Below are 25,659 nucleotides of genomic sequence, written 5' to 3' on the forward strand. Positions count from 1 at the left end.
CGGCTTGTCCAGCACAATATGGATCGAGCCAGATGTCATGGGGGCATCAAGATTGTGATAAAACTGTGATCGTAAATTTGGTGTTTCATCACGGGCGGGGAAAGTGAATCCGCTTGCACGGTCGATAGTGCCGGGACAACACTGACGGCTTCTTCGCGGACCGGCCCTGAAAGGGGCAACGTCGGTGTTGTTGTACTCCTAGATTCCAAGGTTTCCGTCGCATGCCAAAGAACCCCATCTTCAGCGAAATTGACCTTGACGGTAACGGGCGGCAGTCGGGCTATCTGGCTTTGACACATTCGGTCCACCGCTCGGCTTACGGTTATATTCCGATCCCCATCGCCTCGCTGAAGAACGGACCGGGCCCGACCGTGCTTTTGATGGCTGGCAACCATGGTGATGAATACGAAGGTCAGGTTCTGATTTCGGAGTTGATCCGCACCCTCGACCTGGAGGACATCACCGGTCAGTTGCTGCTCCTGCCCATGGCAAACTTCCCCGCGGCGGCCGCCGGACTACGCACCTCGCCGATCGATGACGGAAACCTAAACCGTAGTTTTCCCGGTAACCCACGCGGTACGGTTACAGAGATCATTGCCCACTTCATCGAATCCGAACTGATTGCACGCGCCGATTTCATGGTCGACCTGCATTCGGGCGGTAGCTCCCTGCTCTATCGCCCGTCGTTGCTCCTTCCCTGGAACGAGGGCGACGAGATCAACAACAGGAAGAAAGCACTCATTGAAGCCTTCGGCTTGCCTCAGACTTTGTTGCTCCGCCGCAATTCTGAAGGTTGGTATTCCTCCTCTGCGGCGCTACGCCAGGACACGCTCTCGCTCACGACCGAACTCGGCGGCGGCGGTTTCGTTGGGCAGGAAGCACTTCGTTTGGGACGTGCGGGCCTATTGCGCGTCCTAGAGGAGATGGGCCTGTACCACGGCCCCCAACCCGACCGGGATTTTCGAGAAACGCCGCAGATCTTCCAGAGTGATTCCTATGTCTTTGCGAACGAAGCGGGACTGGTCGAACTGCTGGTCGAACCGGGTGATAAGGTGACGGCGGGACAACCCGCTGCCCGTCTCCACCAAACCGAGACACCCGGGCGCGATCCGATTGAACTGGCCTTCGAAGAGGCGGGAATCGTTCTGGCCAAACGTGTGCCCGCCAGATGCCTGCGCGGCGATTGCCTGTTTCACGTAGGCACCCCTTGAACCACTCTTGTTCAGGCTGCGAGCGTGGACGCGCTTCGCACGGCCCGCTCTTCCATGAGCGCATGGTGCAAAAGGCGTATGGCTTTTTCATAGTCTTCTTCCGACAACACGAACTGTAGATCGACGGCTCGGCTGGGACAGATGCTGGCTAGTGGCAGCACGCCGCCTTTCTGAAGGGCGGCGACGGCTTCACTGAACAACGGAGCCGCATCGAGTCTGGCGCCTATGACCGAGACGATTGCAACCTTCTGGGTTCTTATCTTCGCCTCCGGCCGTGCGGCCTCAATGACAGCAATCGCGCGACGCACCTGCTTCAACGGTGCTGTTACGTAGTGAGTGACGCAGTTTGCGTTGATGGACTTGGTAACGGTAGGAATTTTGAATCGACTGAGCGCCATCACGATCGGTTCTTCTGACCCCGGTTGTCCGACATGATCCTGGTCGAAGACCTCAATTTCCATTGCGGAAGATATTCCGGTGATGATCTCCGGGCCGGTGGTATCGGGTAACCAGCCGTCCTCGATAGCGGTGCCGGGGTGATCCGGCTCGAAGGTGTTGACCACACGCAACGGGATACCACGTTGGCGCAAGGCCTTGGCGGCACGCGGATGAATCGCTTCCATTCCCATGTTGGAGAGTTGGTCGGCTACGTCGTAGTTGGTGCGCCCGATGGGTCGGACACGGTCGGCGCCAATGATTTTCGGGTCGCCGCTACTTAGGTGATATTCTTTGTGAATGACCGCTTCTCGTGCCTTGGTGACATAAGCAATCCGCGAGAACGTCACCTCGCTGTAGCCCCGGCCATAGCGGCGCATCATCCCATCTTGGGCCTGCGCGTACCCGGTCACGATAGGAAGTTCGCGTGCAAGATCGCGCCCCGCCAGTGCCTGTGTAATTCGTTCATCCAGGTTCAAGGAGTCGGGGTCACGCCATCCCGAGAGATCGACCAGCACGGCATTGACGCCCTCCTTCTTCAGCAGCAGCACCGTATTGTGTGCGCTATGAAGCTCGCCCAGAGCACTCAACATTTCCCGCACGGTGTCCAAGTGCTCCTGCAACTTGAAGTGACCAAAAGCACAAAGCCGGTGAAGGTCCATCAAACAGGAACGCGTACCCTCGATGCGCTCCCGGATAAAAGCGTCCGCAATTTTCTGTTCCGGGCTCGGCCCAAAAATTTCTCGGTTACGGCGATACATCTGATCGGCAACGGCTGTGAGCGCATCACCCCACGCCCAATCCGAGTCGGATCCGGCGTAGAGGTGAAAGACACCCGCCTCGCCGGTCTTTTTGTTTTCAAGCAGCAAGTCGGTGAAGCCGCTGTAAGCTGAAACCACGAAGATTCGCCCATAAATCTGCTGCCGAGAGCGCTTCCCGAGAAAGATGTTCTCAAGCACCGCTTTCGTATCGGCCATCGAGGTGCCGCCAATTTTGTGAACACTGTGGTACCCGCGTCCGGGTGACGCGTTATCGGAGTGCATCGTCTGTCCTTCAATTTGTTTTGGGGTTACAGGCGCCGGTGCATTGACCAAACCTCAGGCATTCTCGGCAAGCGGTTCGGCACCTAGTGCGTAAGCGCCATCGGCGTCGTGCACTTCCCGGCCGTTGATGGGCGGGTTAAACACACAAGCCAGCTTCAACTCGCTGGTCGCCCTCAGGAGGTGCTTGTCGTTTTTGTCGAGCGCGTAGATGGTGCCCGGTTGGATCGGATAGATTTGACCATCGGAAGTCGTTTCGATCTCCCCTTCGCCTTCGATGCAGTAAACGGCTTCCAGGTGGTTCTTGTACCAGATAGGCGTCTCGGTGCCCGCGAAGATCGTCGTCACATGAAATGAGAACCCCATCTTATCGTTGGCCAAAAGCAACCGAGTGGATTCCCAAGTCTCGGTGGTGACCCGGCGATCGCTGGCTTCGGCTTCCTTGAGGGTACGTACGATCATTTTTCTGTTCCTTCCTAATTGTGTGATTTCCAGGCGCGCGGTTGGTAGGCGGTCAAGCCGCCGCCGTCGTTTCCCGGTGACATTCTCTTTGGCCCAGCACCTCGGTGAAGGCCGCTTCCAGAATGTCGAAGCCCTGATTCAGCTCGTCCTCCGATGTCGTCAGAGCCGCCAGACACTTGACCACTTCGCCGTCTGCACCGCTGGTTTCGATCACCAAGCCATTGCGGAATGCAGCCGAGCAAATGTCGGCTGCCTGGCTGCCGGACGTCATCGCGACGCCCTGCATCATGCCCCGACCGCGCACTTCCACACAGGCTTGCGGCCAAGCATCCGCTATGGCGGTGAAGCGATCCCGGACGAGCGCGCCCTTGCGGCGCACCTCCGGTGCGAAGCTATTGCCGCCCCAGAATTTTTCCAAAGCCGCCGCGCCGGTTACGAAGGCATGGTTGTTGCCCCGGAAAGTGCCATTGTGCTCGCCAGGCTCCCATACATCGAGCGCGCGACGGATCAGCGTGACCGCCATCGGCAAACCCATGCCCGACAACGATTTGGATAGCGTTATAATGTCCGGCTCGATCCGAGCTTCCTCGAAGCTGAAGAAATTGCCCGTCCTGCCACATCCGGCCTGGATGTCATCGACGATCAGCAGCATGTCGTGCTTGCGGCAAACCCGTTCCAGGTTGCGCAACCATTCGCTACCAGCAACATTCAACCCGCCTTCGCCTTGCAGGCACTCGACGATCACGGCGGCAGGCAATGTCACGCCGCTGGAGCCATCGCTCAGAACCTGGTCGAGGTATTCGGTCGTATCGACGCCCTCCCCTAAGTACCCGTCAAACGGCACGGTTGGGGAATTTCCAAGCGGCACGCCCGCGGCTGCCCGATGATGCTCGTTCCCGGTCACTGCGAGCGCGCCGAGCGTTACGCCGTGGAAACCGTTCGTAAAACTAATGACGCCTTCGCGCCCCTTGATCCGGCGCGCCAGTTTCAAGGCCGCCTCCACGGCGTTCGCACCGGTCGGGCCGGTGAACTGCACCACGTAATCCAAACCACGCGGCTGGAGGATCAGCTGCTCAAAGCTTTCCAGAAACCGACGCTTGGCGCGGGTATGCATATCCAGCCCCTGCGTGATGCCATTAGCCTGGATATAGTGGACCAGCGCCTCGGTCATATCAGGGTCATTGTGGCCATAGTTCAAGCTGCCGGCACCGCAGAGGAAATCCAGGTAACGTTTGCCGTCGGTATCTGTCAGCCAAGCGCCTTGTGCTTTATCAAACACCGTCGGAAAGGACCGTGCATAGGATTGGACCTCCGACTCGCGTCGCTTGAAGATCGATTTCGAGTTCTGGATCGAGGTTTCTTCGAGTGTGGACATGGAATGTCTCCCTTCGAGAATAAAGGACGGCAACCTGCCACCCGGTAAACCCGGGCAGGTCGCTATGAATGAGTTCAATGGATTGAAGCGGCGAAGGCCTGCGTTCAGGCAGCACGCCCGACTGACTGAGCGCCCAAGGTGTCAGATGGCAACACGACAGCCTCTGGATCGAAAGGTCCGATATCCCACAAGACCTCACTCGGCTGATCGCCACCGAAATGCCGCTCGCGATCAAAAAGAATCCGTTGCTCAACTGGAGCATCAAGCTGCTCGGCGAGCGTGGAGAATAGCGCCTGCGACGCTTTGTTCGTGGGCGTGATGGTGGTCTGCAAACCGGAAACGTTCAAACAGGCCGGACGGTGCAATAGCTCCAGAATCATGGACTGTGCCAGTTTGCGGCCACGTGCGCGCTTATCCACCGCCACCTGCCAGATAAACAAGGTTTCGTCATCGCGAGGCAGGAGATAGCCGGACACGAAGCCCAGCACCTTGTCCTCCGCTTCGGCAAGCACGCAGGTTTCATTGAAGTGAGAGCACTGCAGAAGATTGCAGTAGACGGAGTTCTCGTCCAATGGCGCGCAGCGCTCGATCAAGTCGTTGACAGCAGCGCCATCGCCGGCCGTTGGCGATCTCAAGACTATCTGGCTTTGAAGCGATCTATGGAGGGCAGTCTGGTTTGAGGAGTCTAGGGATGGGCGGGCATCCGAAAGCTCGGGTGCCTTCTTGTCACGTTGGAGGGTCATTGTCTCCTTCTTCTGCGTTGTTCCCAGGGCGGGTGAACGAGCAGAATGTAACAATCGCGACCTTCTACATCAAGGGTCTGTCTGAAAAATGTTTATTTTCAATTATTTCTTGAGTTTTCCATAAGTCGCAAAAAGGACATCTATTTCTTTCGGGACGATCAGGGGGCGCCTAATCCGGGTATCACACCCCCTGTCGTCCTTCTTTTTATTTATGGGGCAAACCGTACCCGGACAGTAGCCCCGGCCCCCTTCGAAACTTCTACGCCGTTGCCTGATGCCGGATCGTAGAACGTCTAATTTCTATGAACTGAAACAGAGCGATCAGATGCGCGATGACGAAGAACGGCACCAGAAAGCTCGGGAAAACGTTCAAGGGCCAAACCTCCAGCGGCGCACTGGTGATCCCGCCTGAAACCAGCCCAGGCAGCACGCCACTGGTCAAGTTGGCGGCGACGATGGCTACGACGAAATCCATCAACCCGAGGAGATGAAACGCGAGAAATCCACCATGCCCCGCAAACCTTGGGTTTGCCAAAAGCCTGCTCAACACGACCGCAGCTGCAAAGCCGATCGCCAAATCGCCCAACCCCGCCGGCCACGCAAAGATTGGCGGCAACCCATCCAGGGCGAGCACCAGCAGAAACGCAAATCCTATGACCCGCCAAAGCTGCAGCGCCGTCAGCATCCGAAGATCCTGAGCAAGCATGAAGCGGCGGAACCGGGCCAAGAACGCAAATGCGAGCAGAAACAATAGAATCGGTCCGACGACTGTCAGCGCAATCGGTGACATCAAGCTTGGCTCTGCGCTGGCCAACCAGCCCTCGGAACCGACCAAGTAGGCCAGAAGAAAGAAGAACGCCACGACAGCCAGCCCCAATGCCGCTCTTTTGGCGCACCAACGGCCGTCGCCTCCGGTCACTTTGTATGAATCGGCCGTGTTGTCGCTTCCGTCGGTCATCAACTTGCCTTTTACAGTGTATCTACACGCTTTTTGTTAGCCTAACGCGCCCGTCAATTTCCTGTCGGTGTTCAGATTCAGGGTTGTTTCGCCATCGAGATTACGTCTTTGAGATCACCAAGCAGTCCGTTCCAACGTTCTGGCCCGAATCCCTCCGAGAAGCGATTCTGCACCGTCCGCCACAGCGGCTTTGCTTCTTCGAACAGCGCCCTTCCGTCATCGGTTAGGCGCACCTTGTGCACGCGCTGATCGCTACCCTGGCCTTGTTCGACTTCAACCAAACCGCGCCGCACCAATGGCTGCAGATTGCGGGTCAAGGTCGTGCGATCCATGACCATCAAGGCGGCCAAACGCGTGATCGGCACCTCTCCCGCGAGGCTCAGGGTCCCCAACAGCGTGAACTGTGTCGCTTTCAGCTTCACCGGCCGCAGCGCCGCATCATAGGACTGGGTAACCACCCGGGCCACACGGCGAAAATTGGCACAGGTGCAAGCCATGATTTCCGCGGGTGTTTCGCCCTTGCTTCCCGTCGATTTGCCGTCTCGCTTCTGCATACGAGTGTATATGCACGCTTTTCAATTTGCAGTCAAGTCCCCCATGGAAGTATTCTGGCACGATACGGAAGTGCTTGGCGCTCCGCCTCGCCCGAGGCATGCTATCGGCCAGCGCGATAGGCCCGGCCAATGCCGAGGCCGCAGGAGAGAGTTCCAAGCGCTCAACCAGGACTCTCGAAAATGAAGTCACCTATGCAAAAGCGAAGGTTGGCCGCTATCGTCGCCGCTGACATGGTGGGCTACAGCAAACTCATGGAGCACGATGAGGCGGGAACGCATGCGCGCCTGAAGGCGCATCGCATAGAGCTGATCAACCCCGTCATCGAAAGAACCGGCGGCACTATCATCAAGACCACCGGCGACGGGATGCTGATTGAGTTCCCCAGCGTCGTCGACGCTCTGGCCTGTACCGTGGAGATCCAGACCCGCATGGCACGGCGCAACAGCGACCTGCCGGAGCCCTCGCGAATTGAGTTCCGAATAGGCATTAACCTCGGTGATGTGATCGTTGACGAGGACGACATCTTCGGCGACGGCGTGAACCTCGCCGCCCGCCTGGAGCAGTGCGCCGATCCGGGCGGCATCTGCGTCAGCCAGGTTGTCTACGACCAGGTGCAAGGGCGGATCGAAGTTGCTTTCGAGGACATGGGCGAGCGCACCGTCAAGAATATCTCCCGGCCGCTCCGCATGTATCGTGTGGTGCTGGATGCCCCCGCCAGCAGCAGCCCCGGCAAGCCTGAGAAACCTCGGGGTGAAGACACCTCCGTCAGCAAGCCCTCCATCGCCGTGCTGCCGCTGGAGAACATGAGCGGCGACCCGGAGCAGGAATTCTTCACCGATGGCCTGACCGAAGACATCATCACTGAACTGGCCCGGTTCCACGAGCTTCTGGTGATCTCGCGCAACTCGACCTTCACCTATAAAGGCAAGGCTTCAAACTTGAAGACCGTGGCTAAGGAACTGAACGTCGACTACATCCTGGAAGGGAGCGTGCGCAAGGCAGGCGACCGGATCCGCGTGACCGTGCAGCTGATCGAAGCAGACGAGGACCGGCATATTTGGGCGGAGCGCTACGACCGCAAGCTGGAGGACGTGTTCGCGATCCAGGACGAAATTACCACCGCCATCGTCTCCACGCTTTTCCGGCGGGTCGAAGACGCCACCCAGCGGCGCGCGAAGGTCAAACCAACGGAAAATATGCAAGCCTACGAGTGCGTCCTGAGCGCAAAGGTGCTGCACCACCGTTCGACGCGAGCGGATAACCTGGCGGCGCAGGAAATGATAAACCGCGCCATCGGACTGGACCCCCGCTACGCCCACGCGCATTCCTGGCGTGCCTGCATTCTGGGACAGTCCTGGGTCCATGATTGGTGCGAGGACCGTGATGCGACCTGGAATGCCGTTCAGGACGAGCTAAGGACCGCCTTGTCACTGGACGACAACGACGGCGACGTTCATCGGATCCTGGCGGCGGTCGCCGTTGCTTCCGACGACCTGGAAAAAGCCCGGTTTCACCAGGACAGGGCGCTCAGCCTCAACCCCAACTACGATCTCGTCGTCGTTCAACAGGGCGAGTTGCTGACCTGGGCGGGAAAACCCGAGGACGGCATCGAGTGGATTCTCAAGGCCATGCGCATCAGCCCCTATCACCCCGAGCGATTCTGGGGTCATCTGGCACGGGCACAGTTCGCCGCAGAGCGCTACGGCGACGCCATCGCTTCCTTGAAGCACATCACCGGCTGCGATGCCCCGGCCCATGCCCTCTATGCCGCCGCCTACGCGCGCATGGGCGAAACCGTGGCCGCCAGGGCGCACGCCGCGGAGGCGCTGAAATGTGACCCTAAAATGACCCTGGAAACTTGCGCCGCCCAGCTTCATTACGCCAGCCAAGAGGAACGCGACGAACACCTCAAGGCACTGGCGGAGGCCGGTATCCCGGCCTGACCTGTCATGCCTGTGTCCGGCTCAATGGGGCTCAGTGACTGGCGCCGAGGAAGGCATCCATCAGCAGTAGCACGGCGGCGCCTCCCGCAAAGACGGAGGCGGTTACATTGAGATAGACGCTCGCGGTGGTTTCTTCCTTGAGCGCTTCCAACGCCTCCCGGCAGGTAGGATGATCGGCGGAGGATCGTTTCTTGCTGACGGCAACGTAAATATTCAAAGCAGTTGCGGCGGAAATAGAAAAAATTGAAAGCGCTTCCAGATGCACCCTGTCGACCTTTTATTATTGATTCTGCGGTAGGGCGACCCTCTCATAAAATATTCGCTGACTGATATGCATATTGCGAATAGAGGCTTCCACCACACTGCATGTTGATTAAATAAAATTAGATGTATCCCGGTCAGAAAGATCCGAATTCCTGCCGATTCCGGCAATGAAAAAACCTCTGAATCAAGATGGTTTGAGGAACTTTCCCAACCGCGACATCACGTAGGTCCGCGACTCCGGGTTTTTCATCCGCCAGATGCGCGCATCTGGAAGATGAGAAACCCTGATGCCCGCGGGTACATAATGCCAAGGATCGGTCGGTTTCTATCTCCAACGCGCACCTCTTAGTCGCCGACCTAAACTATTTGCCTATTAAGTGTGGAACTCGCCGAGCCCAAGCTAGTTAAACGTATCTAGTTTGGGACCACGGCAAAGTCGGTCTCGGTGACGCCATTACTGATCGCGTGACACGTTGAACCATTGGACTCCTTCTGACAGGCTTTGATTGCCACAGCGCTCATGCCGCTCGATGCACAAGGTGTTTTTGGGCAATAGGAATAACCACAGGATCGGCCGTCTTCCGACAGGGCAAAGTAAGTGGCCTGGGGGTCATTTTTGTACTGCTTGAAAAAGGCATAGCAGTCGGCGGATATGCGAATCTGCTCTGCGCCCGCGCTCTCTGAAATCAGTGCAACAGATAGAAGGATCAACAGTGCCTGTACAAGTCTCATCACACGCCTTTTAGTGCCGTTCCATTACTAACTCGCAGGCCTACGCAAGGCCTCTATGCAGATGAAAAGTTCCAGCCCTAGTGCCGCCTCGGTCGTACAGAAGGAGACAGCCGTTAGAAATCTGTACCGTACCTTTTCCCTACATTGAGCGCGGCGTCCTGCCACTTATCATTGCGCATGGGACAAATTTTTTCCGTGGGGGTCAAGAAAAACGATAGTCACCTATATTTTTTACTATTTTTGCGGGCATCTTTCAGAAGCTATGGACGCCCCCTCTCGTAATAGTGGTGCACGGTCCGCGTACCGCACGACAGGGCGGAGACCAAAAAGCCACCCAAGGGGCGGCTCGGTCGTCATGGACAATCTGAAATCGCCGGCCGGCGGAACCCTTGGCGTGGCGTGTGGATCGACCGCCGCTATAGCGGGAGCGGTAAGTACGAAACCAAGCACCTTGGCATTGCTGACGACTTCGAGAATGCGAACCGCAAGTCGGTCTTAGACTTCACACAGGCACTAGAGGCGGCCCTCAATCGGGCGTGGGAACGGTATGGGATAGAGCTTGGGATCGCCGGTGACATGGTATTGCCGGGCCTTGCCATCCGGAAGACTACAGCCCTGATCAGGGGGCACGGTTTGAGGTGCATCTGGAAAAGGCACGCGGACTCCATGGTGATGAAGCTACGTCTTTCGAGTCGTGTCTGCGGCCCGGCTTAAAGGACAGCGCGACTGTCACATCATAGACCCGTCCGCAATTGATCGAAATCACTCCCTCCTACGATTCAGCGTTTAGGTGACGGTTCCATACGGAACCCCTTGCCACGCTCGTTCTTGATGTGCTGCCAGTCTGGCTCCAGGGTGCTCAGCACCTTGCGCAGTCTATGAATGTAGACGTCGACCGACTTGTCGTCTGTCTCCAGAGGGCGTCCGTGGACGAACTCGAAGATCTCGGCACGCGAGAGAGTGGTGTTTGCGTGCCGCAAAAGGTAGGCGAGCAGGCGCGCCTCGCCGGGCGACAGTTTTGCCTTGTGCCCGTCGTTGCTGGTCACCGTTGCCGCTGCACTGTCCAGACAAAGATTGCCGAACTCAAGCCGCCCCCCCGGAAGTGCAGCGGCGGTACGGCCGCTTCGCCTGAGGTTGCTGTGGATGCGGGCGACAACCTCGTCATAGTGGACCGGCTTGATGATGTAGTCGTCGGCTCCGGATTCCAGCCCTTCAACGCGGTCCCTGACGTCGGCACGGCCGGTGATCAGGATGATCGGCTTGGCGGTCATGCGGCGCAGAGACCGGGTCAGGTCAATACCGCTCTGCCCCGGCAGGTTTATGTCTATCAGGAAGATGTCCGGAAAGTTGGTTCCTCCCTGCTTGTGCATTGCGGAGCCGTCGCGGAACCAAGTGACCTCGAAACCCCGCCGGCTCAGCGCGCCAAGGGCCTGTTCGCCCACTGCCTCGTCGTCCTCAACCAGCCAGACCGCAATATTGTCGTTCAAACTCCCTTCTCCCCACGAAACTCAACGTCCTAAACGAATTCTTACAAACCTTTACAAAATTGATCCGCCGCTGCCCTAGCCTCAGATTGAAGGCAGCTTTCTTGGAGGAAGAACCATGTGGGATAGCGGATACAAGAACCCTATGACCGAATACCTGGGCATAATCGCCTTGGTGACCGGATTCGCCGTCTTCGTGATCTTTGCAGCTAGCAAGCTGTGTGAAGGCATCATGCTTATACCCCTTCCCTGAGACTAGGCGCCTCTGAGTGCCGCCTGGGCCTGTGCGTAGGCCCGGGCATCCTCAAGCCCCAGGGGCTTCGCAAAGTGATAGCCCTGAACCCGGTCACATTTGCAGGCACGCAGCAGCTCCAGCGTCGCCGCATCCTCGCAGCCTTCCGCAACGATCTTCATGCCGAATGTCTTGCCGAGCAAGACCGCAGCCCGGATGATGGCTTGGTCTTCCTCCGAGGTCGCAGCCCCCATGACGAAACTCTTGTCGATCTTGATCTCGTTGAACGGCATCCGGCGCAGGTAACTGAGCGAAGAGAAGCCGGTGCCGAAGTCATCCATGGAGAGCGAGAACCCGGCCAGCCTCAGACGCACCAGATTCTCTGTCGCAGCCACGGGGTCTTCCATGGCTACCGTCTCCGTCACCTCCAGCACTAGACATTCCGGCACCAGACCTGCCTCCCGCGTGACTCCGTTGAGGCGATCGGCGAGATCAGCCTGCTCAAGATTGGATGCCGACAGGTTGACCGATACCTCGAGCGGTGATTCGCCGTAGCCACCCTGAAACGCAACCAGGCCCTCACAGGCCTGCCGGGTGATATGAACGGTAAAATCGTGGATCAGATCACTGGCCTCCAGGGGCGGAATGAAAGTGTCCGGACCGATAATGCCGCGTTCGGGATGATTCCACCGGGCAAGCGCCTCGAAACCGCGCAGCTGCCCGCTGGCAACACAGTGTTTTGGCTGGAACAGAGCCTCGAACTGTCCGGCGGCGAGCGCCGAGACGAGCGCCTCTTTACGAAGATCCAGGCTGACCTTTATGTCCCTCAGAAGTTCGCGCAGCGTATTGGCGCGTACAGGTTTGGAAAGCGTACCTGCCATCTCCAGGCCGCGCTCCCTGGCCAGCCGGCGTGCAACATCGACTACCCGCGGATCGAAGCCGCTGGCAATGACGATCCGGGCTTTCGAATGGCGTTCGGCAAGGAACCGCAGTACCTGCACGCCGTCAACGTCGGGCATCTGCAGATCGACCATGATGTGCGTGGGCTTCACGGCTTCCAGCAGTTCCTTAAACGCTGTGAAGTCTGCCGCGGCCCAGCTCTCGTAGCCGACCGTGCGGGCAATACGGGCGAACGACTCTCGGATATCAGCATCATCGTCGATGACGAGCAACCGGTCCTGCAAGGGTTCTTCCTTCCGTGTCATTTGGTCACCTCGGCTCCCCGTCGGCGAACGCCATCCAGGGCGGACCTGATCGCGCGGGCCAGTTCGCGCCGCCTGTAGGGTTTCGACAGAAGGGCAACGTCTTCCGGCAGGCGCTCCTGGTGATCGACGAGCGGGAAGCCCGAGGTCAGCAGACAATGAATGTTCGGCCAGCGTTCGCGGACCTCGTTCACAAGTTGATATCCGCTCTTGCCCCCCGGAATCACGACATCGGAGAAGAGCAGGTCGAAAGAAGGTTCGGTTCCGGATGCCTCGAGCTTCTCCAGGGCCTCGTGCGCGCTTGCGGCATCGGTGACGCTGTACCCGAGCCCTGTCAATTGCTGTATCAGTGAACGCCGGACGTTTTCGTTATCCTCGACAAGCAGGATCCGCTCGCCGTGGCCGCCTTCGATGTCGCCCGACTCATGAACTAGCAGGGGCTCGCAGGCGGCCAATTCGATAACCGGGAAATACAGGCGGAACGTGGTTCCGATATCCTTCTCGCTGTAGATCGTGATGTGCCCGCCGGATTGTTTCATGAAGCCGAAGACCATCGACAGTCCAAGCCCGGTGCCCTTGCCCTGTTCTTTCGTCGTGAAGAAAGGCTCGAATGCCCGGTGACGCGTCTCGCTGTCCATTCCCACACCGGTGTCTGACACTTCCAGGATCACGTATTCGCCTGGCTGGAGCGGGCCGTCGATCTCCACCAGGCTTTCGCCCGCCAGCTTCTGCTCGTCGATCGTTGCCACGTGGATGCCAAAGCGCAGGATGCCGCCCTCGGGCATGGCATCGCGGGCGTTGACGGCCAGGTTCATCAGGCTGCTGTCGAGCTGGGACGGATCGACCAGGACCTGCGCCTTCTCGACGTCCGGGCTGAAATGCACGGCGACCTGCTCGCCAAGCGTGCGTTTAAGGAGCGGCACCATACTGTCAACGAAGGAAACCAGCTCCGTCGGTTGCGGGTCGAGTGGCTGCTGGCGTGAGAAAGCCAGCAGGTGCTGAGTGAGCTGCGCACCACGCTCGACGGTGCCGAAAGCCTGCTCCAGCGCCTTCTTGTGCTCTTCTTCCGGAAGTGTATCGTCCTCAAGAGCGTCCAGAGCCCCGAACAGCGCCTGCAGGAGGTTGTTGAAGTCGTGGGCGACGCCACCCGTCAGCTGCCCCACAGCCTCCATGCGCTGGGCGCGCATCAACTGCGTCTCTGTCTGCTTCCGCTCGGAGACATCCCGCAGGGTGACAAGGTAGTGCGGCTTGCCTGCCAGGCTGACGGGCGCGCCTATGACCTGCATGACGAAACTGCTTCCGTCCTTGCGCTTGCCCTTGGTCTCGGCATTGAATATTTCACCTTCGCCAACAGTCTGCAGGAAGCGATTGTATTCGGCCTCGGCCTCCCGATGGACCAGGCTCCGGCTGTCCTTGCCCGCAAGGTCCCCGGGTGACAGTCCGTGCATCTCGGCGGCCACAGGGTTCGCTTCCGTGATGCGTCCTTCATGGTCGAGCACGATGAGGCCGTCGCTAACGGAATTGAAGATGAGGCGATAGTCCTGTTCGTGCTGTGCCGCCAGTTCGCGAAGCCGTTCGATTTCGTCAATGTCCTGCAGGAAACCGCGCAGGCTGACGACGCGCCCGGTGCTCGGGTCCTCGACCGGTTCGACGCGGAAGCGGAACTGGCAATAGCCCTCCGCCGTCCGCATCGGCACGACGCGATCCACCGAGAAGCCGTTGCGCAGCGCACTCGCGAAGTCCGCGTAGGCCTTGAAGCGATGATCTGCGCGGATGCGCTCGAACAGGGTGCGGACCGAAATTCTGTCGTCCGTCCGGGCCTCGCCCAGACGCTCCCAGAACTCCTGTGTCACCTTCACGCTGTCGAAACGGCGGTCCCAGACCAGGGGCACGATCCTGGCGATCTGCTGCGTGTCGCCAAGCTGACGGTTCCGTTCGGCAAGGTGCATGACCATGCGGCCGAGCGTTTCGGAAATCCGGATCACTTCCGCAGGCGCGGAATCCGACACATCGGGCCTCCCGCCCCTGGTACCTTCCTTCACCAGGCGGCCGCAATAATCGACCAGTGCCTGTACATGGGCGACCACAAGCCGCTGGTTGGCGTGAAAGATCAGCAACAGGATGATGGCCACGACCGCAAGCGCGGGACCACTTGTTTGCAGGAAACGGAAGACAAACTCCTCCAGCATCTGCTGCCGGTGCAGGGTCAGGACGAGGGTCAGGTGGTCAGCAGGCGCCTCCAGTCTGGTGAACTTGTAGACACGGTGTTGTTCGTCCGCGCCCGGGCCTTCGACCACTCCTTCCTGCCGGCCCTGCAAACTCTCGAAGAAAGGCGTGCCCGCGACGCTGCGCCCCTGCCAGTAGTTGCGACCGGCAGGGTGCAAGGCTGTCACCACGGTACCTTTGTCATCCACCAGGAACACACCGGAGCGCGGGGGAAGGTTCAACGTGCGCAGCACCACGTCGAAGGCCGACAGCCTGATTCCGACGCCGATCAGATTGTGTACCACATCGTGCTGCATGGTGAGCGGGTAAAGGGCCGGCAGGACAGGTTCGCCGCTGATGGGACCGATCTGGTAGTCGCCGATTACGAAGCGTTCTTCCTCAAGAGCCCGGGCGATATCGCGGTCAATCTGGACGTTCTGACCGTTTTCCGACATTTTGCTAGAGCAGAGAATCAGTCCGTTCCAGTCCAGGATGGCCAGTCTTGTGAAGTAGTCGGCAAAATCCGGCTGTGCCTCCAGATCGCTCAACGCCTGCCTGCAGCCCATTGCATCGAGAGAGGTGATGGATTGATTCGCCGACAGGGAAGCCATGAGCACCCTGGCCGTATCAAAGGTCGTGTCAAGATGCTCCGCGCTCAGTTCTGTCAGCCGATCAAGCTCTGCCTCAAAATTCTGCCGCTGGACGCGTTCCGCGTTGATTGTCACGAGGGCCAGAAGCAGCAACATGACCGCACAAGCACCTCCCAGAAGTCCGCGGAGCCGCCCCCGCAAGGACCTCGGCGTCAGCCTTGCGGCCACTCCACCGATGGAGTAGCTGCTCTCCGTCATTCCAATCTCCCTCACACCTCGTTATTCAGATACATCCTCGTACAAACTGATAATAAAACGCAATAAAACGTATTAAATACAATTTGATATATATTGGCCGTATTTGAATCAAACGGCCAATCATAATTGACTGACTTGGTTCTTGAGATATATGACAATATTTATAATAACTTATTTAAATGCCACAATTTTGGTATGCAGACTCCGAAACTTCAAGCCCGGGCACAAATTTGTCACAAATTTGATTCAGCCGGGCGACCCCCGTGCGCTTTATAATCCACCATGGTTCCGAGACCAGGGTCCGTTTAGGGACGGCCCGCACTTCACCTTAGGGGTGATATTTAATCTTTCAGGCATTTCCTGCTTTCGCAGATGGCTGGCCGCACACCGACTCCGCCAGCCAAGAAAGTCAATGAAAAACGGCTTCGTACTCCTTGTTAACTTTTTATTTTTGGTCAGTTGGCATGAACAATTACATTTGCTGTAAGCTGATAATGTGTGGCACTCTCACCGCATAAACATTTTATTACACAACCTTTGACTTAAAAAATGAAATAGGGGGCCAGGCGCAACCTCACCCCGGGAGATGAATGGAGGCAGGGCCAAGGATGCTAGACTGCAGCATGTTCTCCATCCGGAGTCAGGTGTTCGGAATTCCGCTTTCGGACACACTCGAGTGTTTCCGGCTCCCTGCGATCAGCCCCCTCCCTGGTGCTCCGAATATTATCGAAGGCGTCGTGAATATTAGAGGTGAGGCTGTCCCTGTCTTCAATCTGGCCGCGCGATGTGGTTTGCCAAACGCAAAACCACATGCCTCACAGTTCCTTCTTCTGGCTCTGGCCGGCACCCGGCGAGCGGCCCTGCGGGTCGATCAGGTGATCGGAATTGAAAGCATCGACGAGTCGGGGATCACCCCCCCCGAAAAGCTGTCCCGCAGCCTTCGTCGGCTGCGCGGTGTCGTGGCGCTGGAAGGGAACATGGTCCTCATCCATGACCTGGCCGACTTCCTGGAGAGCTCCGAGGAAGACGCGCTCGACAGGGCACTGTCGGACGGCGAAGGGAAGGACAGATGAAGATGGCCGTGTCACAGCAAGACCGGACGGACCCGCTTGCGCCAGTCGCAGACCTCGTCATGCAGCACTGCGGCATGAAGCTTCTGCCATCACGCAGGCACCATCTCGTTTCCGCTCTTAGGAAGCTGTTTGGCAAGGTCGAGATCCCGGATGGCGAGGCGGTGAGGAAACGCCTTGCCGAGGACCCCCCACTCTACAAGGAATTGCTTGAGCATCTGCTGATCCCCGAAACCTATTTCTTTCGGGACCCCCAACAGTTCGCCTTCATTCGAGATGAGGCGATTCCCCGGCGCCGCGCGGAACGGACAAGCGGCACACCCCTGCGCCTCCTGAGCGCTGGCTGCTCCACCGGAGAGGAGGCCTACAGCCTCGCGATCATCGCCGGTCTGGACACAAGAAACGGCCCCTTCGAGATCATCGGCGCGGACATAAACACGGCCGCCCTGGAGCAGGCCAGAACCGCGGTCTACGGCACCCGGTCGTTCAGGGGAGAGGGTGCCGAAATGACGCGCCCCTTCCTCCGCAGCGCGGGACACAACCGCTTCAGGCTTGAAGACCGCATCACAGGAAAGGTCGGTTTCCGCCGCCTCAATCTGCTGAACCCCGGGATCGCGGAACCGGGAGGAGTTCCCGGAAACCAGGATGTCGTCCTCTGTCGCAACGTCCTGATCTATTTCACCCCCGAGGCCATCGCGAGGGCGGCGAGGCTGCTGTATGACTTGCTCGCACCCGGCGGCTACCTGATCACCGGCGCCTCCGACCCACCCCTGCGCGAATTTGTGCCCCTGGAAACCGAACTCAGCAAGTCAGGCATAATCTATCGCAGGCCATACAAGCCTCTGACCCGAACCTTCGGAGGCAGGCCTGCACCGGTCAGGGTGGTTCAGCGGACAGCGGATGAAACGCCGCGCCGCAATGGGAAGACGGCCCCATCGGCAAAGCCGCCTTTATCCGCATCCCGAACCTCCGGCAGGGCACAGGGAAGCCGGCAAGTGGACGAGGCCCGCATTGCCCACTCCGTCCATGATGGTCATGGAAAGCAAGAGGATATCACCCCGCTAGACGCGCTCTTCCACCATGCCATGAGCCTGCTGGAAAAGGGGCAGACCGAGCAGTCGGAGAGGTTCTTTAGAAAGCTGTTGTACATGGACCAGAGCCTCGCTGTCGCTCATTTCGCACGCGGAACGGCGCTTCTGCGTCTGGGCAGACGCAAGGAAGCTGCGCGCTCCTTCCGGAATGCGCTGGAACTGACGGAGCGCGAAGCCGAAGACCGGCCGCTCGCGCTGATTCGTGAAGAGACTGCAGGCGAACTTGCCAAAGCGGCCCAACGCCAGTTGACGGGCCTCCTGGAAGGAAAGGGAGCGGGTGAATGAGTCATGGTGAGCCACATGCAGGCAGCAGGCCTGACTGGGAAGCCATCCGGCAGAACCTCGAGGAAACGAGGCGCCGGGTGGAAACCGTCCTGAAGCCCGACGCCAAGCGATCGCGGGCGATCATGGAGGAGCGCGCGAGAAAACTCGCCGAAACTGTGAAGGAGGCCAGAACCGCTGCCGATCCCGTCAATGTCATTCAGTTCTCGATGCAAGGCGAGCACTTCGCTCTCGAGACCCGCCTGGTGAGGGAGTTCGCGGCATTGCGGCGGCTGACGCCTGTTCCGGGCGGCCCCGCTTTCCTTCTCGGGCTCACGAACCTGCGCGGCATCCACCTGCCAGTCATCGACCTCCGGGCGTTGATGGGCGCTCCGGCGCCGGGATTGTCGGACCTTTCCTCCCTGCTCGTTGCCGGTCGGGAAGAGCCTGAACTGGCCATCCTCACCGGCAACGACTGTGCGCTGACCGAACTGGACCGGGCTGCCCTCTCGCAGCGCGCCGATCGTGACAGACGGACAGACGGATATGCCTTCATCACCGGCATCACCCCGGAAGCAGTCATGCTTCTGGATGGCGAGAGATTGCTCAAGGCAGCCCGACCAGGCGAACCAGCCTTGAATCAAGGCAAGGAAACAAGGGAGGGGAACACATGAAGCACATTGGCGGATGGCTGAAGTCTTTCCGGGGAAAGGTTACCGGAATTGCCATACTGATCATCCTTGCAGCTCTGGTAATGCAGGTCACAAACGGACACACCCTGTCCACGGCGCGCGAAGCACCGGCGCGCATGACCAAGCTGGTCGAAGGCGAGACCCTTGTTGCCCAGATGGTGGCAGACATCACAAACCTTGTTCATGTCGATTTCGGCCTTGAGAATCAGACCCGCCACCGGTTGCGGCGGAGCATGGAGCAGGTCGAGGAGCGTTTCGACACCCTCTTGCGGGGCAATCAGGCTCTTGGGATAACACCGATTTCCGACAAGGAGACCCTGGCGAGCCTCCAGAACAGCGAGAACCTCTGGGACGACGAGATCAAGCCCGACATCGATGTGTTTCTCAATCTTGGCTCGCGGGAAAGCGCCAAAGCAAGAGCCGACTCCTTGCTGTCATCCCTCGAGCGCTTGGCCAGCAATGTCAGGAGGAATGTCAACGCCCAGCAGGAGATCCTCAACGACGCAGTCGATACCGCCGGCCTGATCCAGATTCTGGGTTTCGCGTTGATTCTGGTGGTGCTTGCCGGTGGCTACTGGCTGATTGCCGGCATCATCCGCACCGTCGAGACAACCACGACTGCGCTGGCGTCGGCCTCCTCCGAACTTCTGGCGGTGACCCAGCAACAGGCCTCCACAGTTAAGGAGCAGGCAGCCTCAGTCAGCGAAACCGTATCAACGGTCGAGGAGATTCAGCAAACGTCGGAGCAAGCTGCCGGTCGGGCAAAGGAGGTCTCGGACGCATCCGAACGGGCATCCGAAGTCGGAGCAGAAGGGCAATCAGCCATCGACGCCTCGATCGCTCGCATGGAGGAGATGCAGAAACAGACGAACCGCATTGCCGAGAACATCCTCGACCTGTCTCAGAGGGCCCAGGCGATCGGGGAAATCATTGCCAGCGTCAACGAAATCGCGGAACAGACGAACCTGTTGGCCCTCAATGCCGGCATAGAAGCGGCCCGTGCGGGCGAGCATGGTGGCGGGTTCTCGGTCGTCGCTCGGGAGATCAAGGATCTCGCAGGTCAGGCCAAGAAGGCGACCGGCGAAGTGCGGAACATCCTCATGGAGATCCAGCGAGCCACGAACAGCACCGTGATGGTGACTGAAGAAGGGGCCAAATCCGCCGACGCAACGATCGAAGCCATCCGAAATGCAGGCGATACAATCCGCTCTCTCAAGGAGAACATCGATGAGACCATGATTGCTGCCCAGCAGATCGCGGCCTCTTCCGCTCAGCAGGCAACAGGAATCACACAAATTCAGCAGGCTATGCGTGATATCGACGAAGCAACCAACCAGACTACGGCGGCAACGTCCCAAACCGAGAGGGCGGCCCAAGATCTGAACGATCTTGGACAGCGGCTGAAGGCGCTGCTGGGCACCTAGGTGGATCGATCATGGACCGGGACGAAATCATCCGTCGGCTCATGAAGACCTTCCTGGTCGAACTCGGGGAGTACATCGAATCGCTCGAAAAGAACCTGCTGGCCCTCGAACGGGCCGACAAGAACACGAACAGGCTGGACACGATCCAGGACCTCTTTCGGGTGGCACACAGTCTGAAGGGTTCTGCCCGGTCCATCGACATCGACCTTCTTGCCAACGCAGCGCACGCGATGGAAACCATTTTCGATGGCCTGAGACGCGGCGACCTGGAAGACGGAAAAGAGCTCTTCCAGGTGCTGTTCAGGACGGTTGATGCCATCCGTGAGGCAAGGGACGCCCTGGAAGCTGGAAGGATGATCGAGCAGACATCCCTGCCAAGGGCAATCGGCGAGTTGACCTCTTTCTCTACGCCTGAGGCCCAGCAAACCGCACCAGACCACAAAGAGCAGGCAGATGCCGGGCGCCGAAACAGGCAGCCTCACGCTGGGGACAAGATGGCGGGCGACTTGGCAAACGTACTTCGGAAGCAACCGTCCGCCGCCCCTCCTGCCGAAGAGGCGGCGACCTCCGGCTCTTCCTCAATACGGGTCAGTGTCTCGCGACTCGATCGCCTACGCACACTTTCCAGCGAACTGCTGGTCGCCCACAGGCGGCTCGATCTGGAACTTAGTGAATTGCAGGCCATCGTCGATGACCGTGGCAAGCCGGAACCCAGAGTCAATCCGGCGCCCCGGAATCCGCCGGACCATGTAGCAGGGCTGTTGGAAGCCTCGGACAGGAAAACAGCCCTGCGGAAGGACCTGAGTGTTGCCCTGACGAAGCTGCGGTCCATTGGGCGCTATTTGGAACAGACGATCATTCCGCTGGAAGCCGAGGTTCGGGAATGCTGCATGGTTCCCTTTTCATGGGCGTGCCTTGGACTCGACCGCATCGTCCGCGACCTTTCCCGGTCGCTGGGCAAGGAAGCAACATTGAAGATCGAGGGCGGCGATACCGACATCGACCGTTCACTTGCCGAAGCATTGCGCGTGCCTCTCATTCAGCTGGTTCGTAATGCTCTCTACCATGGTATCGAACCTTCAGATTCACGCAGGACAGCCGCCAAGTCACCCGTAGGGACCGTCGCGGTTTCGGCGACGCTGAGTTCAGGCACGCTTCAGGTTCTTGTGGCAGACGATGGCCGCGGGATCGATGAGGAAGCCATAAGGCTCCGCGCCTCGAGCCACGGCACCGTCCCCCCTGCCTCTGCCACTGAACTCGCAGCCCTCATATTCGAACCCGGTTTCTCGACCGTTTCGGAAGTTAGCGAGGTTTCAGGACGGGGTGTTGGACTCGATATCGTTAAATCCTCCATCAAGCGCCTGCGAGGCTCCATTCAGGTCAGGTCCAGTCAGCGCAAAGGTACCACTTTTGTCATTGAACTGCCTCAGGACCAGAGTACGCTCCAGTCGCTGATCGTTGCCTCGGGCGATCACTATTACGCGTTCGATGCGGAGACCATCGAGAAAGTTCTCCGCATCGAACGCGCAGAGGTTAAGCTGGTGGACGCCGGGAATGTCTTCCGTCTGGGAGACGATCTCATCCCGTTGTTCCTCCTCGAGGACCAGCTTGGCCACAAAGGCGCGGAATCGGTCCGCGACGACGACCAGTTGCATGTAATTCTCATTCAGACTGAAGCCGAGCGGGCGGGATTCATCGTGGACGATGTAGTCGCAACACAGTCCCTGTCGGTCAGGTCCCTTCCGGGGCGATGGAACAGCCGCATTCAGATCGATGGCACCAGTACTCTGCCAACAGGAGAAACAGCACTCATAATCAACAGTGCCAGCCTTCTGAAGGCTGCTAGGTCCGCCGGAACAGCCAAGAGACTCGTGCAAGCTTCCGACACGGCTCCCGAAGAAGTGCGTCCTCGATTGCTGGTCGTGGATGATTCGGTGACGACACGGGCCCTGGTGCAGAGCATCCTTGAAACCGCGGGCTACGAGGTACTGACCGCATCCGATGGGTTCGAGGGCTGGCAGGTCCTGAAGCACAGAGGCGCCGACCTTGTGGTCAGCGATATACAGATGCCGCGGATGGATGGCTTCACGTTCGTGGAAACGATGCGCGCCTCCAGGGAGTTCAGAGACACCCCGGTCATCCTGGTCACGGCGATGAGCCGGGATGAGGACAGGTCGCGCGGGCTCGAAGCCGGCGCGGATGCCTATCTCGTGAAGCGCTCTTTCGACCAGAGCGAACTGATAGAAACAATCAACCGGCTTTTGTGAATGGTCATGGTCAAGGTGCTGATTGCCGAAGATTCACCGACTGTGCTGGGCCTCCTGGAGGAGATCCTCACAGCGGACCCGGATATCCGGGTGATTGGCAGGGCCCGGAATGGAAAGGAAGCCGTAAGGCTTACACAGGAATTGCGCCCGGATATCGTGACGATGGATATCAACATGCCCTTAATGGACGGATTCCAGGCGACCAAGGAGATCATGACGAGATGCCCTACGCCTGTCGTCATCATCTCGAGCAGCATATCCAAGGACGATCTCGAGCAATCCATGGCCGCACTCCAGGCAGGTGCCCTGAGTGTTCTGCCCACGCCAAGATTATTGCAGGGTGCTGCTACTGGAGAGGAGGCACGCAGGCTACAAAAGACGGTCAAGGCAATGTCAGCTGTCAAGGTGGTGAGGCACAGGGAAGCACGGCCTTCGCCGCGAGCGATGCAACACCGCTCCAGAATCTCAGGCTCCAGAGGGTGCGAGATTGTTGCCATCGCTGCCTCGACCGGTGGTCCTCAGGCGCTATGTAAAATTCTCTCCAGCCTGCCCGCCGACTTTCCGGCACCAGTACTTGTCGTCCAGCATATAACCAAAGGATTCAGCCACGGTCTTGCATCGTGGCTGAACCACGAAAGCCTGCTTACCGTGACGGTTGCAAGCCATGATGCACCACTTCAGGGGGGGTGGGTCTACATCGCGCCCGACGACCATCATCTGGGCGTATGCCATCGTCGCAGGATCAAGCTGGACGATGGACCACCGATTCGACAGCACAGGCCTGCTGCCAGTTATCTATTTCAAAAAGCGGCGGAGGTTTTCGCTGACAAGGCATTGGCAGTTGTCCTGACCGGCATGGGCGATGACGGGACGGAAGGGCTTCGCACGCTCAAGGCCCTGGGCGGCTATGTGATCGCCCAGGACGAAGCGACCAGCGTCGTTTTCGGAATGCCGGGCGTGGCGATCAAGGCCGGACTGGCCGACGAGGTGCTTCCTTTGGGTGAAATAGCGTCCCGCATGAAGGAAAATTCGAAGAAGGAAAGGCAACGACCATGACACATATCCTCATCGTGGAGGACAGCGCCACGCAGGCCGCAAAGATCGAAATGATCCTGGCGGCGGACGGATACGAGGTCGAGGTGGCTGCTTCGGCAGAGGAAGCGCTGGAAGCCTTGGAAAGATCGGTCCCGGATATCGTGATTTCCGACATCGTGATGCCAGGGATTTCGGGGTACGACCTCTGCAAGAAGATCAAGGGCACCGCGGCCTCGCGCAACGTGCCTGTCATCCTGCTGACCGATCGCAAGAATCCCATGGACGTTTTCATGGGCCTGGAATGTGGTGCCGACAACTTCGTCACGAAACCTTATGACACGGAGCGACTGCTTCAGCGGATTAAGCACATTCTCTATAATCGATCGCTCCAAGCGGAGGGCAAGCTGCGAGTCGGCCTGGAAATCGCGTTTTTCGGCAAGGTAATCACGATTAACTCCGATAAGCAGCAGATACTGGATCTCTTGATTTCTTCATTCGAAGAAACACTCCACCTGAACCACGATCTCGAGAGGAGCCGGAACCAACTCGCTGAGGCGCAAGCGAAGCTTCAAGAATACGCTCAGCAACTTGAACACCGAGTCCGCTCGTCAGAGGAACGCTACCGTGCCATCGTCGAAGGAATTTCAGATGGCGTCATAACCTTCGGAGAAGATGGTCAGATTGAATCAGCAAATCCGGCCGCTGAAGCGATGTTTGGGTACCAGGCAGGTGAAATTGTCTCCATGTCTATCGATGCTCTGGTTCCAGATGCCCCGAGCGCGATCGGGGACTGTTCCGATGCGGCAAGGGAAATGTCAGGGCATCGCAAGGACGGTACAAGCTTCCCGCTTTCCGTTGGCTATAACCGCGTGACTCTGGGTGACAAAACCCTCGTTATTGCCGCAATCAAGGACCTGAGTGAGCAGAAGGCCGTCGAAGAGCAGTTGCGCCAGTCCCAGAAGATGGAGGCGGTTGGTCAGCTCACCGGCGGAATTGCCCATGACTTCAACAACATCCTGACAGTCGTCATTGGCAATCTGGAAACGCTCTCGGAAGAACTCAAAAAAGATCCGATGAACCACAAACTAGCGATCGAGACACTGCGGTCAGCGGAACATGGGGCTGAACTGACCAGTCGTCTGCTATCCTTTTCCCGCAAACAACCGCTGTCGCCCAGTGACGTGGATATCAATGAGCTCGTTTCAAGCATGTCCCGGTTGTTGGCTCGAACCTTAGGTGAGCGGATCAAAGTGCAGATGGGGCTGGCAGATGGACCATGCAAGGCATCCATCGACCCCCACCTTCTGGAGAGTGCGGTCCTTAACCTCTGCATTAACGCGCGCGACGCGATGCCAAACGGCGGCAAGCTCACGATAGAAACGGCAGAGACGCACCTCGATGAAGACTATGCCCAGGCGCATTTGGAAGTCACTCCCGGCGACTATGTCATGCTCGCAATCTCCGATAGCGGCGAAGGCATGCCGCAGGACATCATTGAGCGCGCGTTCGACCCCTTCTTCACGACAAAGGAAGTTGGTAAGGGCAGTGGACTTGGGCTCAGCATGGTTTACGGTTTCATAAAGCAGTCGGGAGGTCACATTAAGATCTACTCTGAGGTTGGTCACGGCACGGCGATCAAGCTCTATCTGCCGCTTGCCGACAATGACACACTCAGTGAACCTACGCCCGATCCCTCAATGGAACCATCAATTCGAGCGGCGCGACAACCAGATCGCCCCGTCAAAATTCTCGTGGTCGAAGATGATCCGGCGGTCCGGAGCTATGTCGAATCCCAACTCGGACGGCTCGGCCATCAGGTTACAACCTGCACGAATGGAGAGGAAGCTTGGAATTTGATTGAGGCAGGCCTGGAGTTCGACCTGCTTCTGACAGACTTGGTCATGCCAGGCGAGATCGATGGACATGCGCTGGCAATCACGCTCAGAAAAACCCGCCCTGAAGTACCAATCATCTTCACTTCCGGTTATACGCGCTCGGCAGTGTTGCATAACGGGCTTCTTAGTCACGATGTGCATTTTCTTCAGAAGCCATACAGAAGAAAAACATTGGCAGATAAGATAAGGGAAGCGCTGGAGCATTAATGAATAGAGCGGGGCTGTCAGAGCAAAA

The 25,659-nt window shown here is 58.4% G+C and carries 22 protein-coding genes; 11 read left to right on the forward strand and 11 right to left on the reverse strand.

All coding sequences use genetic code 11. The annotated features are described in order from the left end of the window. The first annotated feature begins 221 nt into the window (after nucleotides 1-221). Complete coding sequence (locus tag ABIE63_RS02065) at nucleotides 222-1,211, forward strand: succinylglutamate desuccinylase/aspartoacylase family protein (RefSeq protein ID WP_354502394.1); 990 nt, start codon at nucleotides 222-224, stop codon at nucleotides 1,209-1,211. 11 nt (nucleotides 1,212-1,222) lie between these two features. Here ABIE63_RS02065 and ABIE63_RS02070 read toward each other — a convergent pair whose 3' ends face one another. The 6 genes from ABIE63_RS02070 to ABIE63_RS02095 all read right to left on the reverse strand — a co-directional run bounded on the left by ABIE63_RS02070 (nucleotide 1,223) and on the right by ABIE63_RS02095 (nucleotide 6,778). After that, nucleotides 1,223-2,689 carry an aspartate kinase gene (locus tag ABIE63_RS02070; RefSeq protein WP_354502396.1) on the reverse strand — a complete coding sequence of 489 codons (1,467 nt, stop codon included), beginning with the start codon at nucleotides 2,687-2,689 and terminating at the stop codon, nucleotides 1,223-1,225. Nucleotides 2,690-2,743: 54 nt separating this feature from the next. Continuing rightward, the gene (locus ABIE63_RS02075) at nucleotides 2,744-3,148 is read right to left on the reverse strand and encodes an ectoine synthase (protein WP_354502398.1); all 405 of its coding nucleotides are present in this window, start codon (nucleotides 3,146-3,148) and stop codon (nucleotides 2,744-2,746) included. Nucleotides 3,149-3,200: 52 nt separating this feature from the next. After that, nucleotides 3,201-4,523, reverse strand: coding sequence for a diaminobutyrate--2-oxoglutarate transaminase (gene ectB / locus ABIE63_RS02080; RefSeq protein ID WP_354502400.1), 1,323 nt, complete (start codon nucleotides 4,521-4,523; stop codon nucleotides 3,201-3,203). A 104-nt stretch (nucleotides 4,524-4,627) separates the two neighbouring features. Further along, nucleotides 4,628-5,266, reverse strand: a complete 639-nt coding sequence (gene ectA, locus ABIE63_RS02085; RefSeq protein ID WP_354502402.1) for a diaminobutyrate acetyltransferase — start codon at nucleotides 5,264-5,266, stop codon at nucleotides 4,628-4,630. Nucleotides 5,267-5,525: 259 nt separating this feature from the next. Beyond that, complete coding sequence (locus ABIE63_RS02090; protein ID WP_354502404.1) at nucleotides 5,526-6,224, reverse strand: hypothetical protein; 699 nt, start codon at nucleotides 6,222-6,224, stop codon at nucleotides 5,526-5,528. Between the two features lie 77 nt (nucleotides 6,225-6,301). Then, nucleotides 6,302-6,778, reverse strand: coding sequence for a MarR family winged helix-turn-helix transcriptional regulator (locus ABIE63_RS02095; protein ID WP_354502405.1), 477 nt, complete (start codon nucleotides 6,776-6,778; stop codon nucleotides 6,302-6,304). A 207-nt stretch (nucleotides 6,779-6,985) separates the two neighbouring features. On the opposite strand from ABIE63_RS02095, the gene ABIE63_RS02100 reads away from it, so the two are divergent. Beyond that, a complete protein-coding gene (locus ABIE63_RS02100) occupies nucleotides 6,986-8,722 on the forward strand; it encodes an adenylate/guanylate cyclase domain-containing protein (protein ID WP_354502407.1) in 1,737 nt (578 codons plus the stop codon). A gap of 31 nt (nucleotides 8,723-8,753) precedes the next feature. On the opposite strand, the gene ABIE63_RS02105 is transcribed toward ABIE63_RS02100, so the two are convergent. Both ABIE63_RS02105 and ABIE63_RS02110 read right to left on the reverse strand, forming a co-directional pair. After that, nucleotides 8,754-8,987: a hypothetical protein gene (locus ABIE63_RS02105; protein ID WP_354502409.1), complete on the reverse strand. Its 234-nt coding sequence runs from the start codon at nucleotides 8,985-8,987 to the stop codon at nucleotides 8,754-8,756. Between the two features lie 413 nt (nucleotides 8,988-9,400). Then, the gene (locus ABIE63_RS02110) at nucleotides 9,401-9,718 is read right to left on the reverse strand and encodes a hypothetical protein (protein WP_183415566.1); all 318 of its coding nucleotides are present in this window, start codon (nucleotides 9,716-9,718) and stop codon (nucleotides 9,401-9,403) included. Between the two features lie 399 nt (nucleotides 9,719-10,117). On the opposite strand from ABIE63_RS02110, the gene ABIE63_RS02115 reads away from it, so the two are divergent. Next, nucleotides 10,118-10,432 carry a hypothetical protein gene (locus tag ABIE63_RS02115; RefSeq protein ID WP_354502411.1) on the forward strand — a complete coding sequence of 105 codons (315 nt, stop codon included), beginning with the start codon at nucleotides 10,118-10,120 and terminating at the stop codon, nucleotides 10,430-10,432. A 65-nt stretch (nucleotides 10,433-10,497) separates the two neighbouring features. Here the strand turns inward: ABIE63_RS02115 and ABIE63_RS02120 are convergent, their stop codons facing one another. After that, nucleotides 10,498-11,205 carry a response regulator transcription factor gene (locus ABIE63_RS02120; protein WP_354502413.1) on the reverse strand — a complete coding sequence of 236 codons (708 nt, stop codon included), beginning with the start codon at nucleotides 11,203-11,205 and terminating at the stop codon, nucleotides 10,498-10,500. Nucleotides 11,206-11,320: 115 nt separating this feature from the next. On the opposite strand from ABIE63_RS02120, the gene ABIE63_RS02125 reads away from it, so the two are divergent. Continuing rightward, nucleotides 11,321-11,455, forward strand: coding sequence for a hypothetical protein (locus ABIE63_RS02125; RefSeq protein ID WP_354502415.1), 135 nt, complete (start codon nucleotides 11,321-11,323; stop codon nucleotides 11,453-11,455). Between the two features lie 2 nt (nucleotides 11,456-11,457). Here ABIE63_RS02125 and ABIE63_RS02130 read toward each other — a convergent pair whose 3' ends face one another. Both ABIE63_RS02130 and ABIE63_RS02135 read right to left on the reverse strand, forming a co-directional pair. Then, nucleotides 11,458-12,639: an EAL domain-containing response regulator gene (locus ABIE63_RS02130; RefSeq protein ID WP_354502417.1), complete on the reverse strand. Its 1,182-nt coding sequence runs from the start codon at nucleotides 12,637-12,639 to the stop codon at nucleotides 11,458-11,460. Next, on the reverse strand, nucleotides 12,636-15,587 hold the full coding sequence (locus ABIE63_RS02135; RefSeq protein ID WP_354502419.1) for a PAS domain S-box protein: 2,952 nt from the start codon (nucleotides 15,585-15,587) through the stop codon (nucleotides 12,636-12,638). Before ABIE63_RS02135 ends, ABIE63_RS02130 begins: the two co-directional genes overlap by 4 nt. Before the next feature lie 710 nt (nucleotides 15,588-16,297). Between ABIE63_RS02135 and ABIE63_RS02140 the strand changes: the two genes are divergently transcribed. Genes ABIE63_RS02140 through ABIE63_RS02170 form a run of 7 tightly spaced genes read left to right on the forward strand, consistent with a single transcriptional unit; the run spans nucleotide 16,298 to nucleotide 25,631 of the window. Beyond that, the gene (locus tag ABIE63_RS02140; protein ID WP_354502420.1) at nucleotides 16,298-16,762 is read left to right on the forward strand and encodes a chemotaxis protein CheW; all 465 of its coding nucleotides are present in this window, start codon (nucleotides 16,298-16,300) and stop codon (nucleotides 16,760-16,762) included. Then, nucleotides 16,759-18,135 (forward strand): CheR family methyltransferase, encoded by a 1,377-nt coding sequence (locus ABIE63_RS02145; protein ID WP_354502422.1) that lies wholly within the window; start codon nucleotides 16,759-16,761, stop codon nucleotides 18,133-18,135. The genes ABIE63_RS02140 and ABIE63_RS02145 overlap by 4 nt, the downstream gene beginning before the upstream one ends. Further along, nucleotides 18,132-18,785: a chemotaxis protein CheW gene (locus ABIE63_RS02150; protein ID WP_354502424.1), complete on the forward strand. Its 654-nt coding sequence runs from the start codon at nucleotides 18,132-18,134 to the stop codon at nucleotides 18,783-18,785. The genes ABIE63_RS02145 and ABIE63_RS02150 overlap by 4 nt, the downstream gene beginning before the upstream one ends. Further along, the gene (locus ABIE63_RS02155) at nucleotides 18,782-20,227 is read left to right on the forward strand and encodes a methyl-accepting chemotaxis protein (RefSeq protein WP_354502426.1); all 1,446 of its coding nucleotides are present in this window, start codon (nucleotides 18,782-18,784) and stop codon (nucleotides 20,225-20,227) included. The genes ABIE63_RS02150 and ABIE63_RS02155 overlap by 4 nt, the downstream gene beginning before the upstream one ends. 11 nt (nucleotides 20,228-20,238) lie before the next feature. Beyond that, a complete protein-coding gene (locus ABIE63_RS02160) occupies nucleotides 20,239-22,494 on the forward strand; it encodes a response regulator (RefSeq protein WP_354502428.1) in 2,256 nt (751 codons plus the stop codon). Further along, a complete protein-coding gene (cheB, locus tag ABIE63_RS02165) occupies nucleotides 22,495-23,550 on the forward strand; it encodes a chemotaxis-specific protein-glutamate methyltransferase CheB (RefSeq protein WP_354502430.1) in 1,056 nt (351 codons plus the stop codon). It begins immediately after the preceding gene. Then, nucleotides 23,547-25,631, forward strand: a complete 2,085-nt coding sequence (locus ABIE63_RS02170) for a response regulator (RefSeq protein WP_354502432.1) — start codon at nucleotides 23,547-23,549, stop codon at nucleotides 25,629-25,631. The genes cheB and ABIE63_RS02170 overlap by 4 nt, the downstream gene beginning before the upstream one ends. Nucleotides 25,632-25,659 lie beyond the last annotated feature (28 nt).

The organism is Limibacillus sp. MBR-115 (assembly GCF_040549425.1).
Lineage (GTDB): Bacteria > Pseudomonadota > Alphaproteobacteria > Kiloniellales > CECT-8803 > Limibacillus > Limibacillus halophilus.

What these genes read in the sequence shown, in the direction of transcription:
- ABIE63_RS02065 (WP_354502394.1), top strand. Translation starts at nt 222, where the DNA reads ATGCCAAAGAACCCCATCTTCAGCGAAATTGACCTTGACGGTAACGGG.
- ABIE63_RS02070 (WP_354502396.1), bottom strand. Translation starts at nt 2,689, where the DNA reads ATGCACTCCGATAACGCGTCACCCGGACGCGGGTACCACAGTGTTCAC.
- ABIE63_RS02075 (WP_354502398.1), bottom strand. Translation starts at nt 3,148, where the DNA reads ATGATCGTACGTACCCTCAAGGAAGCCGAAGCCAGCGATCGCCGGGTC.
- ectB (WP_354502400.1), bottom strand. Translation starts at nt 4,523, where the DNA reads ATGTCCACACTCGAAGAAACCTCGATCCAGAACTCGAAATCGATCTTC.
- ectA (WP_354502402.1), bottom strand. Translation starts at nt 5,266, where the DNA reads ATGACCCTCCAACGTGACAAGAAGGCACCCGAGCTTTCGGATGCCCGC.
- ABIE63_RS02090 (WP_354502404.1), bottom strand. Translation starts at nt 6,224, where the DNA reads ATGACCGACGGAAGCGACAACACGGCCGATTCATACAAAGTGACCGGA.
- ABIE63_RS02095 (WP_354502405.1), bottom strand. Translation starts at nt 6,778, where the DNA reads ATGCAGAAGCGAGACGGCAAATCGACGGGAAGCAAGGGCGAAACACCC.
- ABIE63_RS02110 (WP_183415566.1), bottom strand. Translation starts at nt 9,718, where the DNA reads ATGAGACTTGTACAGGCACTGTTGATCCTTCTATCTGTTGCACTGATT.
- ABIE63_RS02125 (WP_354502415.1), top strand. Translation starts at nt 11,321, where the DNA reads ATGTGGGATAGCGGATACAAGAACCCTATGACCGAATACCTGGGCATA.
- ABIE63_RS02130 (WP_354502417.1), bottom strand. Translation starts at nt 12,639, where the DNA reads ATGACACGGAAGGAAGAACCCTTGCAGGACCGGTTGCTCGTCATCGAC.
- ABIE63_RS02135 (WP_354502419.1), bottom strand. Translation starts at nt 15,587, where the DNA reads ATGTTGCTGCTTCTGGCCCTCGTGACAATCAACGCGGAACGCGTCCAG.
- ABIE63_RS02140 (WP_354502420.1), top strand. Translation starts at nt 16,298, where the DNA reads ATGCTAGACTGCAGCATGTTCTCCATCCGGAGTCAGGTGTTCGGAATT.
- ABIE63_RS02145 (WP_354502422.1), top strand. Translation starts at nt 16,759, where the DNA reads ATGAAGATGGCCGTGTCACAGCAAGACCGGACGGACCCGCTTGCGCCA.
- ABIE63_RS02150 (WP_354502424.1), top strand. Translation starts at nt 18,132, where the DNA reads ATGAGTCATGGTGAGCCACATGCAGGCAGCAGGCCTGACTGGGAAGCC.
- ABIE63_RS02155 (WP_354502426.1), top strand. Translation starts at nt 18,782, where the DNA reads ATGAAGCACATTGGCGGATGGCTGAAGTCTTTCCGGGGAAAGGTTACC.
- ABIE63_RS02160 (WP_354502428.1), top strand. Translation starts at nt 20,239, where the DNA reads ATGGACCGGGACGAAATCATCCGTCGGCTCATGAAGACCTTCCTGGTC.
- cheB (WP_354502430.1), top strand. Translation starts at nt 22,495, where the DNA reads ATGGTCATGGTCAAGGTGCTGATTGCCGAAGATTCACCGACTGTGCTG.
- ABIE63_RS02170 (WP_354502432.1), top strand. Translation starts at nt 23,547, where the DNA reads ATGACACATATCCTCATCGTGGAGGACAGCGCCACGCAGGCCGCAAAG.